This window comes from Rhizobium sp. IY2 (assembly GCF_047532935.1).
GTDB classification, from domain to species: domain Bacteria; phylum Pseudomonadota; class Alphaproteobacteria; order Rhizobiales; family Rhizobiaceae; genus Rhizobium; species Rhizobium anhuiense.
The window spans coordinates 667,996-682,476 of the sequence record NZ_JBLKNU010000001.1 but is presented as its reverse complement, the minus strand read 5'-3'; the positions used below and the strand labels follow the sequence as shown (position 1 = coordinate 682,476).

The window sequence follows — 14,481 nt, the reverse complement described above, 5'->3', positions numbered from 1 at the left end:
ATGGCCAAGCGTGTACTTGTCGTTGAAGATGAAATGACCATCGCCATGATGATCGAGGACATGCTGATGGACCTCGGTCACGAGGTCGTGGCGACCGCCGCGCGTTTGCCCTCGGCGCTGGAGGTTGCCGCCGATAGCAATCTTGATTTCGTCATTCTCGATGTAAACCTCGCCGGCCATAAGTCATTTCCGGTGGCGGCGGTCCTTCAGCAGCGCGGTATCCCCTTCGCCTTCGCAACCGGATATGGGCCAGCGGGTATCGATCCCGCCTTTGCCGGCCGGCCGGTGCTGACCAAGCCATTCACATCAGCCGATCTCGCCGCCGTCATCGAAACCGTCAGCTGAGACCCAAGAGGGCCGACGCCCAAGTCCAAGAGCCGCCCCAATGAGACATGTTGTGGCGGGCGATGGCGAGGGCCGAACTGGATTCGATCGACACCCAGATGATCGATCAGCGCGGTTGCGGGCCTGTCAATCCGAGCGCCAGCGTAATGTCGTTGATGATCCCCAGTCGCGCTTCGATCACCGCGATTTTCTCAGGCGTATCGGCACTGCAAGCCTCGATATCGATGAACATTTGCTCGCAGCCGCCTGGCGTCACCGTGCCGAACATCTGGCCGGGTTCGTCGCCTATGTTTCGCCAGCTGTGCGGGACATGTGGCGGCAGAACGACGACGGTTCCCACAGGCGCGTCGAACGCTTCGTCGCCGCATTGGAATCGATAGAGCCCCCGGATGACCCGAAAGACTTCCGTCTCCCGCGTATGCGTGTGGGGAGCCGGACCATGACCCGGCGGTGTGAAGGTTTCCCACATGCCGAACGCGCCGCCGGTCTCGGCGGCCGTCGCATGAATGATGATCCTCGCGCCAAAGGGCGTCCTCGCCAGGCGCTCCTTGCCGGGTAAAGAGACGACGGCGTTCCTGAAACTTGACATACCCACCTCCCCTCGATTGCAATCTTTGGGCGGAGCCTGCCCCTCACCCTTGCGACGCCGGCTGATTGAGCATCGCTTCGATATTGTATCCGTCGGGATCGAGAACGAAGCAGGCATAATAGTTCTCTTCATATTCCGGCCGCGGACCGGGCGCGCCGTTGTCCCTCGCACCGGCTTCAAGCGCGGCTCGATAAAACGCCTCGACCTCCGCCCTGCTTTGGACCCGGAAGGCAACGTGCACACGCGTCAGAGGCGGCTTGTCGTCGGTGTGCTGGATCTCGAACAGACTGCCGCCGACATCGAAGGCCCAGAACACGCCCTCCTTCCCGAAGGTACGGCGATAGCCGAGGGGGGCGAGAGCACGTTCATAAAACAGCTTGCTCTTCTCGAGGTCACTCACTGCGATGGTGATATGATCAATCATGCCGTGCATCCCTATCGTTCCATCATCCCATCATAGGCGAAATCGCCGCGGCGGAAAAACAGACGACTGCTGGCGAAGGATGGATGCCAGATCAGCGGCCCTTGCCCCAACGGCGCGGGCTCGCCCATACCTCGTCTGCCACCTGCCCGCCGGACAGCAAAAGCCCCGCCAATCATTGACGGGGCTGTGCATGTTGAAAATCGGCCTGCATTACATCCTGGGAAGAATCAATGATCGCCTTCTGCAAATCGAATCCGCGCTTGCGTTTTGGATCCTTATGCCATCGACCTGCAGCCGACGCATCCGCGCAGCGGAATTTTCCGACTAGCGCATCGACATCAACTTCGTCATCAGCCCTGCCTTGATCTCGATCACAGGGCGATTGATCTGGGGATGGCCGAGTTTATCCCGGGGATAGCCGATGTCCCTCAGTTGATCCGGCGTCAGGTCCGCCATTGCCTTCCGTCTTACGACGCTCAGCCGCCACGTCCTCAGGGCGGCGACGATGATTGCTACGGCGTTCGGCTTGGCCCCGAACAACTGTCCTTTCGGCGCGCTGATGCCGGCATGCGTTTCCATGTGAGCCATTTTTCCGTCTCCCATTTTTCAGATTTGCAAGTGGGAGCCTGCCACGCCGGTGTTTTCGCGCCGTTCGGCTGAGCGTGAACGGGCGGGAAAACTTCGACAAGCCGCCGCTAAATCGGTGTTAAATCTGTCTGCCGAGATGTTAATCTGCGGTGGCGGTCGAAATCTGGGAGACGGTCTGTGCGCATCAGGTTGCTGGGTGGCCTCGAAGTGACGTCCCGGGAGCACCGGCAGGTCCGCTTCACCACGCGCAAAACGTCGCTTCTCTTTGCTGCCCTGGTGCTCGCCGGCCACCGCGGTCATCGCAGGGAACCGCTTTCCGAAGCCTTTTGGCCGGGACGAGGCAGTGATCAAGCTCGCAATAGTCTCCGGCAAGCGCTCGTCGATATCAGGCGATCGTTTCCAGCCGGCGGGGATGCCACCATCTACATCGATGGGGATCAAGAGACCATCGCGCTGATAACAGGTCCTGAAGAGACCGACATTTCGATCTTCGACCGTAAACTCGAGGCGGGCCGGACGGCCGATCTCGCCTTCGCCGCCGATCTCTATCGCGGCGAGGTGTTGGCAGGCGAAGCCATTCCGGACGGGCTGGATGAGTGGTTTCGACCCTACCGGAGCACATATCAACGGAAGGCGCTGCAGCTCGTGGAGCGACTGAGCCTCGCATTCTCCGAGCCGGGTTCCGGGGAAGAATCGGCCTGCGAAAGGCTCGCCGAAAGGCTATTGGCTGCGGACCCGACCATCGAGGGCGCCCATCGGGCACTGATACGGATACACACTCTCAGGGGTCACGAAAACGCCGCCCTGCGCCAGTTCGAAGCCTGCCGGGCATTGTTGAGGAAGCATCTTCAGGCAGAACCCGAGGCAGAAACCTCCTCCTTGGCTGCTTCGCTGCAATCGCGGCAGGGATCCGAATATCAGCGGAGCGCACCTGGCCCCGACCTCGTACCGCAGCCGCAGGCCATCTCAGCGCCGGCGAAACATCACGATCGGCCATCGGTTGCCGTATTGCCGTTTCAGAATCTGAGCGGCGACGCGGAGCAGGAATATTTCGCCGACGGCATCGTCGAGGACATCACCATCGCGCTTGCTCAATTCCGCCACCTCTACGTCATCGCGCGGAATTCGAGCTTCACCTACAAAGGTCAGGCGGTCGATATAAAGCAGGTCGGGCGCGAGTTAGACGTCCGCTACGTGGTCGAAGGAAGTGTGCGCCGGACGGGTGACCGCCTGCGCATCGCAGGCCAGCTCATCGACACCTCGACCGGTGCGCACCTTTGGGCCGATCGTTTTGATGGAACCCTGGCGAATGTCTTCGATCTTCAGGATCAGGTCGCCTCGAGCATCGTCGGCACCATAACGCCGAAAGTGGAGGAGGCTGAGATCGAGCGTGCCAAACGCAAGCCGACCGAGAGCCTCGACGCCTACGACTACTATCTCCGCGGCCTGGCGGCCTTCGACCGGACCATCACCAGCAGATCGGTCGTCGACGAAGCCTTGCGGCTGTTCATGAAGGCGATCGAGCGCGACCCGGAATTCGCCATAGCCCATGCCCGGGCGGCGCGGTGTTACGCCACACGAAAGAGCAACGGCTGGATGGTCAATCCCGCAGAGGAAACTGCCGAAGCCACCCGACTGGCGAGGAGAGCTGTCGAACTCGGCTGGGACGATGCAGTTACGCTCTCCTACGGTGGATATGTCATCGGTTATGTCGGCGGGGACCTCGACGGCAGCGCGGCCTGTATCGATCGCGCGGTCTTTCTCAACCCGAACCTCGCCGCAGCACTCGGCGTCAGCAGCTGGGTGAAGGCGTGCCTGGGCGAGCCTGATATGGCCGTCGAACACGCCGCCCTTGCCATGCGCTTGAGCCCTTTGGATCCACGCCTGTTTGCCTGGCAGTTCAACACCGGGCTCGCGCATTTTTGCGCCGGCCGCTATGACGACGCTACAGCCTGGGCAGGAAAATCGCTACGCCACCAGCCGAACTACCCGAGCGCCATGCGCGTGATGGCGGCGGGCCAGGCCATGGCCGGGCGGATTGGCCAAGCCCAGGAAACGGTCGCTCGCCTGTGCCTGATGGATCCCGCGCTCCGGCTTTCCAACCTCGCCGACGTGCTCCCACCGTTCCGGCGGCCCGACGATCGTGCACGCTATATCGAGGCTCTCAGGATGGCGGGACTGCCGGCGTAGCGCCGTCCTCCGAGGATCGTCTCTGATCCAACGGAGATGCATTTATGAACCCAACTCATAAGCCCATGCCGATATCACCGGCTAATCGATACCAGCCTTTGCCCTTAGCTTACGACCGAACCTGAGGAGGACATCCGCATGATCAAACGTAGGCTCGGCCAAAGAGGCCCTGATGTATCGGCGATCGGTTTCGGCTGCATGGGGCTGAACTACCATCGCGGGCCGGCGGTGGAGCGTGGCGATGCCATTGCGCTGTTGCGGGCGGCGCACGAGCGGGGCGTGAGTTTCTTCGACACGGCAGAGGCCTACGGGCCGTTCACCAACGAGGATCTCGTCGGCGAGGCGCTGGCGCCGATCCGTGATGAGGTGGTGATCGCGACGAAATTCGGCTTCAAGGATGGCCGGCCGGAAGTCGGCCTGGATAGCCGGCCGGAACGCATCCGTGTGGTCGCAGAAGAAGCCCTCAAGCGGCTTCGCACCGATCGCATCGATATCTTCTACCAGCATCGGGTCGACCCTGCAGTACCGATCGAAGAGGTGGCAGGCACGGTGAAGGATCTGATCGGCGCCGGTAAAGTGCTGCATTTCGGCCTATCCGAAGCCGATGCCGGCTCTATCCGCCGCGCCCATGCCGTGCAGCCGGTCTCCGTGTTGCAAAGCGAATATTCGTTATGGTGGCGCAACCCCGAAGCGGAAATCCTGCCCGTCCTCGAAGAACTCGGAATCGGCTTCGTGCCCTATAGCCCGCTCGGCCGTGGCTTCCTCACCGGCAAGATGGATGAGAACACCAGTTTCGAAGGCGGCAACGACCACCGCAAGACCAATCCGCGCCTTTCGGCCGAAAATCGCAAGGCAAACCAGCCGGTGGTCGATGCAATCGAGGCGATTGCCGGCCGCAGGAAGGTGACCGCAGCCCAGGTCGCCATCGCCTGGCTGATGGCCCGCAAGCCCTGGATCGTCCCTATTCCCGGCACCACCAAGCTGCACCGGCTGGAAGAAAATATCGCCGCCGCCGACATCACCTTCACATCGGAAGAACTGGCTGAGATCGACGCGGTGTTCTCAGGCATCGAGATCCACGGCGACCGCTACTCCGCAACGTCGGCAGCCCGCGTCACGCGGTGAGCCGACGACACCGAGTTCGATGCGACAGCACGAACATCCTTGTCCCTCAATGCGCCGGCGTCCGATGGATGCAGGGAGTGGCGCCTTCAGTCGTCAACCGTAAATCCCCATGCCGACGGCTCTATCAATTCGCGCGGCGGGAGCATTTCGTTGATGTCGACGGGACGGCGTTTGACCTCGACGGCGGTGTAGAATTCACCGTCCCCCATACCGAAATGCAGTTCCACTTTCAGGGGCACGCCATCCGGCGTCAAACATTCCATTCTGATCGCGTCTGCCGCGTCGGGCGTCATGTTGAACCAGGCGCAGGATTCACCAAGGTGACTATCCCTACGTTTCATGTCCGCATGGCCTGTTTCAGCGTCGAATTGATTGAACGGTCGTGCGGGATCAAGCGGTGAACGGAAGGCTTGAAGACTATATTCGCGCTTGGAGTAAATGACATTGATTCCCTGATTTTCGAGGTCGTTCCAAACCTTGAACCGCACCGATCCGTCCTTGCCGCGACGCTCTTCAGCTTGCCAGGGATAATGTCTGAATATTCTGAGGTCTGAGTCTATCCCCGCCATTCTGGCTTCAAAATCGACGAGCGCGGCGGGTCTGTCCGGATAGTACCTGAGCGGCTTCAGCCAGAACCCGGGGTCGAAAAGCCTCTTCGGGGCAGGACTTCGGAATCGGCAACAGGTGTTCGCTCGAGCTTGACCAATTGCGTTTCGGTCATAGGCTCCTTGAGCTCCTTGCTACTGAGCAATACCCTTGTGCCAATTTCAATGCCGTCACCTGACAGGCAACTGAGCCAGAGCGGTTCGGACGTGCTACTTTGCGAGGCCTTGCGGGTGATCTCCGACCATTTGCAAGCTTCACCAGCCTGATTGTCCGCGTCCCCGGTGTCCCTCGCTTCCCGCGGCGTGGTCTTGTCGATGAAGATCCCCGTAAAGTCCTCGTCACCGGTCTTTGTTGCCCACAACAAAACGTTATCGCGGGCGCTTCCATAGGCAATGCGTGTCCTATTGCTTATGACCTCCTCGACCCGGGTCCAGCCATCGTGATGGACGACCGAACGCCAATATTCCTTCGGCTCATGATAGGCCTCTCGAACGGTCATCGACGCCCTGTAGTCCGGAACATTTCCGCTGGCGGAAAATGGGACCCCGCCGGCATCACTGGTGCCGGCCGGAAGCACCCCAGCGCCGCCCGCGAGTAAGAAGACCCACGCCACGACCCGTCTTTTCAAGATTGCACCTCGCCAATGTCTACAAGCAGAACAACTGCCAAATCAAAGCTTTGCACTCTGATTGACTCTCAAGAAAAATCCAATATTCATTCAAGCAAAAGTTGAGGGTTTATAAGTGAAAAGCATCTTTGCATATTCGATATTGGCAGCGGCGGTGATTTCGCTTTCGAGCTGCACGACAACCTCCGACAGCTTCAGACGCGAGTCCGCATCATTAACGGTACGCAGTGGTGAAAGGACGAGAGCGGGCCAAGTCTGGCGTATCCACAGCGATTGCAGCCTCGCCGATTACCCGCCTACGCATATCATCGAGCAGCCCAAGCATGGGCGTCTCCAGATTGTCCATGAACCGATATTTCCCCACGAAGCAAAGGGAAAACTGGCAAAATGCCGGACGGTCAAGGTGGGAGGCGTTGCTGGTTATTATACATCAAAGCCAGGCTACATCGGCAGTGACAGGTTCGTTGTCAGGTTCCCTGTTGGAGACGGGGAGATCAAGGAGATGGTGTTGAACGTGAGCGTCATGCAATAGCAGGCTGTTGAGATGGGGGTGGCGGTCTGCCACATCGAGCCATCACCTCCGAGAAAGTCACAAAACCACCTGCGACAGGACGCGCCAACCGCTCTTCCGTCATGCTTGGGCTTGTCCCGAGCATCTGCATCCGGCGCCGCAGATCCTCGGCACAAGGCCTGACATGACGAAGAGCGGGGCGGCGTTCGCGTCAAACTTAAACCGCCCGCGAGAAAACGCGGACGGTTGCATTATCGTGCGGCATCCGCCTCAAGTGCGGATGATCAGTCCTGCCCCTGCAGGCGGTCCATCACCTGCAGCAGCAGATCCGCGCAGGCCTTCATCGGTTCGTCCTCGGCGCATTTCAGATCGATCCGGGTGTTTCCATCCTCGATCCGGAAATGCGCTGCCTTCGATGGCGGTAGCGGTGGCGGGCGATGACCGCGGAAGCCACGGAAGCCCATATCGCCTCTCCGACCATGCCAGCGGAAATCCGGGCGATCTCCCGGCCTCGCGTCCGGCCGGTCCGTCATCTGCTCATCGTCATCAGGAGCGGACGGAGACGGCGGCGGAGGCGGCGAGCCGGGTTCAGCCGCTGCGGGCGGAGTCGCGGCGGATGGCGGAGCCGGCGGCTGCTGGGCGAAGGCGGTGCCGGCCAGTGCGGCAAGGGCAAGGCCTGATAGCAGAAGTCGTTGCATGGAAACGTTCCTTTCGGAGTTATGAGGCGTGTCTGTTAACACCGCAGCGCGGCTTTGGTTCACGCCCGTCACGGCCTGTGATCGAAATCTGCAAACCGTCTGTGCGGAGGACCTTTCGGCGGACGCAGCGCTTCGGTTCGTCCGTCCTGGCGAACGAGGTAACTCGCATGCACAAAGCCGTCGTCGAAGCGGCCCTGGACGGTGACGGCCTCATCCTGGGTGACGAGTGCGCCACCCTCGCCGGCCCGACCGGTCTCAACAAGCGCCTTGCCGCTGTCGTCCTGCAGCACGAACTTGTTGCCGTAGATCTCGGCGACCTTGCCCTTGATGGTGACGAGGCTCGATACCGGCATGGTCGAAATCGCCACCGGCGTCATCGGCGCCATTTCGGGCGTGGGACGCATCATCTTCACGGCGCCGGCACCACCGGCAGCACCGATAACAAGCGCCACTGCGGCTGATATGACAGGGATCGCCAGCCGGCGCCGGCGGTGTCCTGGCGGCATCGGCGCGGCGGCACCTTCGGGATGTCCGTTGTCCTGGTTTTCATCAGGCATATATCTGCTCCTTGCTTCAGTAATGGCCGCAATCTAACCGCGACACCCCCTCGCCTGCCTGAACCTCTCCGTTCAGATTGAGTTAAGCTCGGCCCGATAGCTTTGGTCCGTCCACGGCGATACCCTATGAAAGCCCTGCCCATGCGCGTACTGCTCGTCGAAGATGACGAAGACCTGAGCGGCCGGATCGCCGCGGTGCTCCGATCGGAAAACTTCGTCGTCGATATTGCGCGCAACGGCGAGGACGCTCTCCATGCGGGACTGACCGAACTCTTTGATGTCGCAATCCTCGATCTCGGCCTGCCGAAGATCGATGGCGTCAGCGTGCTGAAGGGATGGCGCGAGGGTGATCGCAATCTGCCGGTTCTGGTGCTGACGGCGCGCGACGGTTGGCCGGACAAGGTCTCGAGCTTCAAGGCCGGCGCCGACGATTTCCTTGCCAAACCTTTCAAGGTGGAGGAATTGGTGCTGCGTCTGCGCGCCCTGGTGCGCCGGGCGTCCGGTCACGCCGCCTCGCGCCTTGTCTGCGGCGCGCTGGTCTTCGATGCCCAACTCGGCACCTTCGAGCTCGACGGCCTGCCGCTGAAGCTGACGGCGCTGGAATGGCGGGTGCTCTCCTGCTTGATGCTGCGTAAGGGGATGATCGTCGACCGGCGCGAACTCACCGAGCGCGTCTATGACGGTGATGCCGAAGTCGACTCCAATTCCATCGAGGTCATCATCGCCCGCTTGCGCAAGAAGCTCGGGGCCAACAGCATCGAAACGGTGCGCGGCCGCGGCTATATGCTGACGGCAGCAGCGGCATCATGAAGGCCCCGTCCGTCAAGCCGAGATCGATCGCCGGCCGGCTGCTGATGTTTTCCGGCATCTTCGTGACGCTGGCGCTTGTCGTCGCCGCCATCGTACTCTGGCTGGCGCTGAAGACTGTGGTGCGCGAGCAGGTCGACCAGCGTTTGGACATTCAGATCGGCGCCCTCGCCAGCGCGGTGACGCGTGACGCTGGGGGAAGGCTCGCCCTCTCCGCACCGCTCGATGCGCCCCCATTTGATCGCCTCTCATCCGGCTGGTACTGGCAGATCGATGACGGACAGCAGCGCCTGACCTCACGCTCCCTGATGAACGGCACGATAGACGCGCCGCCACCCCGGCAGGATCTGCGCCATGTGCTGATGGGCATGCCGACATCAGGCATGGGCGGTGATCGCGGAAGAGGACCGCTCTATCTTCGGCAGGCCATCCGCAGCATCGACGGAATGACGCTGACGATCACCGCGACGGCGCCGATGATCGCCCTCGTCGGCCCGGCACTGCGCGCCCTCTTCTGGCTGGTGCCCTGCATGCTGCTGCTCGGCCTCGTGCTGATGGCCGGCACGCTCTGGCAGATCCGCTTCGGCCTGCGCCCGCTGATATCCATGGCGGCTAATATCGATGCCATCAACCGGGGAGAGCGCGGCCGCCTACCCGATGAGGCGACAGTCGAACTTGCGCCGCTCTCACTGAAAACCAATGCGCTGCTGGAGGCCAACGAAGAGAGGCTTGCGGCAACGCGCATGCAGTTTGCCAACCTCGCCCACGGCCTCAAGACTCCGGTGGCGAGCCTGCTGCTGGCGCTCGACGAGCAAAACGACCCCAAAGGCGCATTACGCGGCCTCGCAGCCCGGATAGACAACAGGATCAAACATCATCTCGCCGCCGCCCGCCGGGTGATGGCCTCCTCGGACAATGTCGCCAGCACCGACGTGGCGGCAGCGATCACCGATCTGCATCGGGCGATCGGCCAGATCCACGCCGAGCGTAAGATCGCCTTCGAGACCGATATATCAGAGGGCCTTCGAGTCGCCTGCGACGAAAGCGATGTCGAGGAAATGCTCGGCAACCTGATCGACAACGCTTTCAAATGGGCCTCCGCGCACGTCATCGTCCGCGCCCGCCGCGACGGCCCGATCGCCCGCATCACCATCGAAGACGACGGCCCCGGCATCCCCCCGGACCGCCTCGCCGCTGTGCTGCTGCCGGGTGTGCGCGAGGACGAACATGTCCCGGGCAACGGGTTCGGGCTCAGCATCGTCAATGAACTCGCGGGGCTTTACGGCGGCTCGCTGATGCTGGATGCGAATGGGGCGGCGGGGTTGCGGTGTGTATTGTGTTTGCCGGTGACTGTGGGATCGAGGCTGTAGGTTTCTTCTGCGTCGATGCAGAAATGGAGTCACAGCGCAATTTCATTCCGAGAGGCGTAAAACAAAACCCTACGCGGCGATTTTTTCAACAATATCGCCGCAAGCTACCTTCACGGCCTGTCCTTGAAGCATAATTGTCAGCTCTCGGCATGATGCTCCCTCCCTGAAAGGCACCGGCCGGGGGCCTTTCCCGACCATCTCCGCTCCATCCGAGACGTCTTTCGCCTCGCCTCTGCCTTGTTGCTCGCGTATCGTGAGGCACGATTCGCCGTCCGCAAACGAGGGTGGGCATGAACGAAACATCAAAGGAGAGCGCGATGTCGGACGCCAAGAGCGGCATTTCTGGACTACGGCCGCATATTACAGTCATCGGCGTCGGCGGCGGCGGTGGCAATGCGATCAACAATATGATCGCGGAAAAGCTGGCAGGTGTCGAATTCGTCGCCGCAAACACGGATGCCCAGGTGCTGGCCACCTCCAAGGCGACGCGCCGCATCCAGCTTGGCGCGAATGTGACGGAGGGTCTCGGCGCCGGTTCGCTGCCCGAGGTCGGCCATGCGGCTGCCGAAGAGTCGCTCGATGAGATCATGGATCACCTGGCCGGCTCGCACATGTGCTTCGTCACCGCCGGCATGGGCGGCGGCACCGGCACGGGTGCTGCACCCGTCATCGCCCGCGCTGCGCGTGCCGCCGGCATCCTGACGGTCGGCGTCGTCACCAAGCCCTTTACCTTCGAAGGCAACCGCCGCATGCGGATGGCGGAAATCGGCATCGAGGCGCTTCGCCAGGCGGCCGATACGGTCATCGTCATTCCCAATCAGAACCTCTTCCGCATCGCCGATGCGAAAACGACCTTCGCCGATGCCTTTATGACGGCCGACCGCGTGCTCTATGCGGGCGTTGGCTGCATTACCGATCTGATCGTCAAGGAAGGCCTGATCAACCTCGATTTTGCCGACGTGAAGTCGGTCATGTCAGGCATGGGCCGTGCGATGATGGGTACCGGCGAAGCCTCCGGTGAGAGCCGCGCGATGAAGGCGGCGGAAGCGGCAATTGCCAATCCGCTTCTCGACGATATCTCGATGCGGGGCGCCAGGGGCGTGCTGATCTCGATCTCCGGCGGTTCGGATATGACGCTGTTCGAAGTGGACGAGGCGGCAAGCCGCATTCGTGACGAAGTGCAGGAAGACGCCGATATCGTCGTCGGCGCGATCTTCGACCGCAGCCTCGACGGCAAGTTCCGCGTCTCAGTGGTGGCGACCGGCCTCGAAGGCAGCCCCCTGCCCGCATCCGCGCCTCACGCCGCCGAGCAGATCCAGACGCGCACGCTGCAGTAAGCGCAGCGGCGCGACATATCCGAGCACGACAGCCTGCCGCGTCCTTTCAGACGCGCGGCGCTGTCGCGCTTCAATGTCATGCGCTCCGGGGAAATCGCTGCGATCACCGATCGTTGATTCGCGATCACCTGTCGTTGATCGTGGGAAGGTGCGTTTCGACCTCTACGCGGCGCTTGTCATCCAGCGGCTCGATGTGCTCCTGCCAGAAGGCCTCGGCCTCCGGCGTGTCATCCTCCCAGTGGCGGATTTTAACGATATTGTCATCGATCTTGGCCAGCCGTTTGCCGCCAAGCCGCAGGTATTCGTCCGCCAGTTCTTTCGATCGGGTCGTTTGCATGTTGTATTCCTCCATAGGCGAACCGAAAGGCCGATCGTCATTACCGGGTTGGCCGGCAATCGGCATCCCCGTTATCGGCGCTTCCGCGCCTTCCAGTTAAACAGTACTGCGGGATCATGGTTCCAAATCATCGGCCGAAACCGGTCCACGCGGCCGGCTGAAGGCGTCGGCCGCCATCCATGTTCCGCACGCCCCGCCGCTCTTGCTGCCAGGACAGCCGGAGACGCCTCGTACTTGCTGGAAAGCGGCCTTGTCCGGAACGGCAAGACTGCATACGTCGGGGCGATTTCCGACCGCAGCCTCGACGGCAAGTTCCGCGTTTCAGTGGTAGCGACCGGCCTCGAAGGCAGCCCCCTGCCCGCATCCGCGCCTCACGCCGCCGAGCAGATCCAGACGCGCACGCTGCAGTAGCGTGGCTGCAATTCTATTGATTTGTGTTTACGAAGGCTCCGGCCGGTTAAACGCCCTGCCGTCAACAGAACGCGCGGGGCGGCGTCGGCATTCGAGCGGTAAGGCTCCATTAGAGCGCCGTGCGTCCTTTCGGACGCACAAGGGACGCTCTAACACTTTCAATCCTCGCATTGTGCTTTCCGAAAATCGATTCCGATTTTCGGGCCGATGCGCTAGGCGAACAGAACGTCCGAGATATTGTGCACCACGGCGATTTCGTCGGTCCCGGTGTTGGTGAGGTAGAGATTATCCGCCGCTGAGTCATAGACCACGTTGGTGATCAAGTCGTCTCCCGGTATGGCGATGTTGACGTCAACCGTTGTCTTGACCCCGGTTTCGAAGTCGAAGGCCGTGCCGATATGCTCGCTGCTGGAGGAATCGCCGAAGAAGAACGTGCCGTCGACGGCAAAGCCGTATCCGAGCCCGCCCGCCGCGAAGGTCTTGGATTCGATCGGGCTCAACGTTTCGGGGTCGATCTTCGAGACCTGCCAGGTGGAATCATTGATGCGGCCGACGACGTAAATGCCGGTCGAATCCTGCATCGTATTGACGGTCGTGAATCCACCCCAGTCGAACGTACCCGCGCCATTCTTGCCGATAAGGCCGGGAATCGAAGCACCCTTCTGATCGAGAGATCCGTCGGCGGCATCCCATTTTGCAAGATAGGTCTGATCGGGGAAAGGGTCCTCCTCGCTTCTCGCCTCGTTGGTTCTTCCGATGATCTCGCCTCCACGGACCGAAAAATAGGTTCCGCCGATGTCATATTCGCCCTTGTCATAGTCGCCGAGGGAGATGGCGCCGCTGGCGTTGCCGGCTTCAAATGCCGAGGCGTTGTCGTAAACGCTCACCATGGAATCATCCGGGAAACCGTGGCCGGAACTGACGTAATACTTGCCCGTTAGCGGATCGACCGCGACTCCCTGGAGTTCGTAATGATCCAGGAAGGGGCGCACCACATCCGCCTGGACCTCGACATGATTGGTGTTCAACGACTTCCCGTCCGTCGCGCCGTCGACGGTCAGGGTGATCACGCCGGCATCCGCGTGACCGGCGCCGTCGGAGACCTTGTAATATTGGAGTTTCTCCGTGACATGCTCGCCATCGTCGAGGCCCGCCTTGACGGCCGGATTGAGATCGTAGGTGAAGCTTCCATCGCCCGCGAAATGGAAGATACCGAATTCACCCGCCACGTCGGTCGTCTGCCCCTGCCCCTGACCGGCAGGAATGCTGGTGCCCTCGACCGAGCGCAGAAAGAGCGTGCCGGCCTCTCCCGCGTGATCATTGGCGAGCACGTTGCCGGCCATCTCGCTTCCTTCGCGGAAGGAAAAGGCGTCGTCGACCGCGACCGGCGGGCTCGTGACCCCGTGAATGTCGAGCGTGAAATGGCCGACATCGGTGTTGCCGGCACCGTCGGAGATCTTGTAGCCGATCGTCTCCGTCAGCGTCATTCCCTGGAGGAAACCCGCCTTGGCGGTCTCGTTCAGCGTATAGGTGTAAGAGCCGTCGGCCTTGACGTGGAACGTGCCGTATTCACCCTCGATATCGGTGACCTGCCCGTCCCTCTTGGCAAGAACTCTCTCGCCGTCGAAGAAGTTGAGAAACATGTTGCCGGAGCCCCCGGCCAGATCATTCTCCAGCAGATTGCCTGAGATCACGTCATTCTCGGAAGCGCTGCTGACATCGTCGACCGTCACAGGTTTTGCAAGCTCTGTCATGGATATCTCCTTCAAGACCCATTCGCCTTGGCCTATCGGAAAGAAAGCAGCAGAGACTGGGACGGTCAACGAATTTTCTAGCAAAGGTAGTATTTTAGATTTTCACAGCTTTGCCATGAATGCTTCGCTTTATGGGTTGCACACCAAACCACTAGGGACGACGGAAGATGCCGCGCCTAAAGGCGTCACGGAATTGCCCTAGCC

Annotated in this window: 16 protein-coding genes and 1 pseudogene; 8 read left to right on the top strand and 9 right to left on the bottom strand. The window is 61.2% G+C overall.

Annotated features, from left to right (window positions below):
* Window positions 1-345: a response regulator gene (locus ACMUVN_RS03280; RefSeq protein ID WP_132572366.1), complete on the top strand. Its 345-nt coding sequence runs from the start codon at window positions 1-3 to the stop codon at window positions 343-345.
* Window positions 346-451: 106 nt separating this feature from the next.
* On the opposite strand, the gene ACMUVN_RS03275 is transcribed toward ACMUVN_RS03280, so the two are convergent.
* From ACMUVN_RS03275 to ACMUVN_RS03265, 3 genes are all read right to left on the bottom strand, one after another.
* Window positions 452-934: a cupin domain-containing protein gene (locus ACMUVN_RS03275; RefSeq protein ID WP_063475166.1), complete on the bottom strand. Its 483-nt coding sequence runs from the start codon at window positions 932-934 to the stop codon at window positions 452-454.
* Between the two features lie 43 nt (window positions 935-977).
* Entirely contained in the window at window positions 978-1,358 is a 381-nt protein-coding gene (locus ACMUVN_RS03270) for a VOC family protein (protein WP_047611701.1), read from the bottom strand.
* 324 nt (window positions 1,359-1,682) lie between these two features.
* Complete coding sequence (locus ACMUVN_RS03265; protein ID WP_047610594.1) at window positions 1,683-1,946, bottom strand: hypothetical protein; 264 nt, start codon at window positions 1,944-1,946, stop codon at window positions 1,683-1,685.
* Window positions 1,947-2,123: 177 nt separating this feature from the next.
* Between ACMUVN_RS03265 and ACMUVN_RS03260 the strand changes: the two genes are divergently transcribed.
* Both ACMUVN_RS03260 and ACMUVN_RS03255 read left to right on the top strand, forming a co-directional pair.
* On the top strand, window positions 2,124-4,136 hold the full coding sequence (locus tag ACMUVN_RS03260) for a BTAD domain-containing putative transcriptional regulator (RefSeq protein ID WP_132572369.1): 2,013 nt from the start codon (window positions 2,124-2,126) through the stop codon (window positions 4,134-4,136).
* Window positions 4,137-4,274: 138 nt separating this feature from the next.
* Window positions 4,275-5,261 (top strand): aldo/keto reductase, encoded by a 987-nt coding sequence (locus ACMUVN_RS03255; RefSeq protein ID WP_097542257.1) that lies wholly within the window; start codon window positions 4,275-4,277, stop codon window positions 5,259-5,261.
* Window positions 5,262-5,347: 86 nt separating this feature from the next.
* On the opposite strand, the gene ACMUVN_RS03250 is transcribed toward ACMUVN_RS03255, so the two are convergent.
* The 4 genes from ACMUVN_RS03250 to ACMUVN_RS03235 all read right to left on the bottom strand — a co-directional run bounded on the left by ACMUVN_RS03250 (window position 5,348) and on the right by ACMUVN_RS03235 (window position 8,261).
* Entirely contained in the window at window positions 5,348-5,830 is a 483-nt protein-coding gene (locus ACMUVN_RS03250) for a hypothetical protein (RefSeq protein ID WP_414814873.1), read from the bottom strand.
* Between the two features lie 56 nt (window positions 5,831-5,886).
* Window positions 5,887-6,495 carry a hypothetical protein gene (locus tag ACMUVN_RS03245; protein ID WP_414814872.1) on the bottom strand — a complete coding sequence of 203 codons (609 nt, stop codon included), beginning with the start codon at window positions 6,493-6,495 and terminating at the stop codon, window positions 5,887-5,889.
* A gap of 795 nt (window positions 6,496-7,290) precedes the next feature.
* Window positions 7,291-7,704, bottom strand: a complete 414-nt coding sequence (locus ACMUVN_RS03240; protein WP_047610598.1) for a hypothetical protein — start codon at window positions 7,702-7,704, stop codon at window positions 7,291-7,293.
* Between the two features lie 68 nt (window positions 7,705-7,772).
* Window positions 7,773-8,261, bottom strand: coding sequence for a hypothetical protein (locus ACMUVN_RS03235; RefSeq protein WP_097542254.1), 489 nt, complete (start codon window positions 8,259-8,261; stop codon window positions 7,773-7,775).
* 141 nt (window positions 8,262-8,402) lie between these two features.
* Between ACMUVN_RS03235 and ACMUVN_RS03230 the strand changes: the two genes are divergently transcribed.
* The 3 genes from ACMUVN_RS03230 to ftsZ all read left to right on the top strand — a co-directional run bounded on the left by ACMUVN_RS03230 (window position 8,403) and on the right by ftsZ (window position 11,775).
* On the top strand, window positions 8,403-9,071 hold the full coding sequence (locus ACMUVN_RS03230) for a response regulator transcription factor (protein ID WP_063475171.1): 669 nt from the start codon (window positions 8,403-8,405) through the stop codon (window positions 9,069-9,071).
* Window positions 9,068-10,438 carry a sensor histidine kinase gene (locus tag ACMUVN_RS03225; protein WP_132572375.1) on the top strand — a complete coding sequence of 457 codons (1,371 nt, stop codon included), beginning with the start codon at window positions 9,068-9,070 and terminating at the stop codon, window positions 10,436-10,438. The genes ACMUVN_RS03230 and ACMUVN_RS03225 overlap by 4 nt, the downstream gene beginning before the upstream one ends.
* Before the next feature lie 317 nt (window positions 10,439-10,755).
* Entirely contained in the window at window positions 10,756-11,775 is a 1,020-nt protein-coding gene (gene ftsZ, locus ACMUVN_RS03220) for a cell division protein FtsZ (RefSeq protein ID WP_017964879.1), read from the top strand.
* A 124-nt stretch (window positions 11,776-11,899) separates the two neighbouring features.
* Here the strand turns inward: ftsZ and ACMUVN_RS03215 are convergent, their stop codons facing one another.
* Window positions 11,900-12,112, bottom strand: coding sequence for a hypothetical protein (locus tag ACMUVN_RS03215; protein ID WP_047611710.1), 213 nt, complete (start codon window positions 12,110-12,112; stop codon window positions 11,900-11,902).
* 276 nt (window positions 12,113-12,388) lie between these two features.
* On the opposite strand from ACMUVN_RS03215, the pseudogene ACMUVN_RS03210 reads away from it, so the two are divergent.
* Window positions 12,389-12,523: pseudogene (locus ACMUVN_RS03210) on the top strand (cell division protein FtsZ); the annotation flags it as partial.
* Window positions 12,524-12,735: 212 nt separating this feature from the next.
* On the opposite strand, the gene ACMUVN_RS03205 reads toward ACMUVN_RS03210, so the two are convergent.
* On the bottom strand, window positions 12,736-14,277 hold the full coding sequence (locus ACMUVN_RS03205; RefSeq protein ID WP_132572378.1) for an Ig-like domain-containing protein: 1,542 nt from the start codon (window positions 14,275-14,277) through the stop codon (window positions 12,736-12,738).
* Here ACMUVN_RS03205 and ACMUVN_RS03200 point away from each other — a divergent pair.
* A complete protein-coding gene (locus ACMUVN_RS03200; protein WP_125853736.1) occupies window positions 14,276-14,479 on the top strand; it encodes a hypothetical protein in 204 nt (67 codons plus the stop codon). The genes ACMUVN_RS03205 and ACMUVN_RS03200 overlap by 2 nt on opposite strands.
* Window positions 14,480-14,481 lie beyond the last annotated feature (2 nt).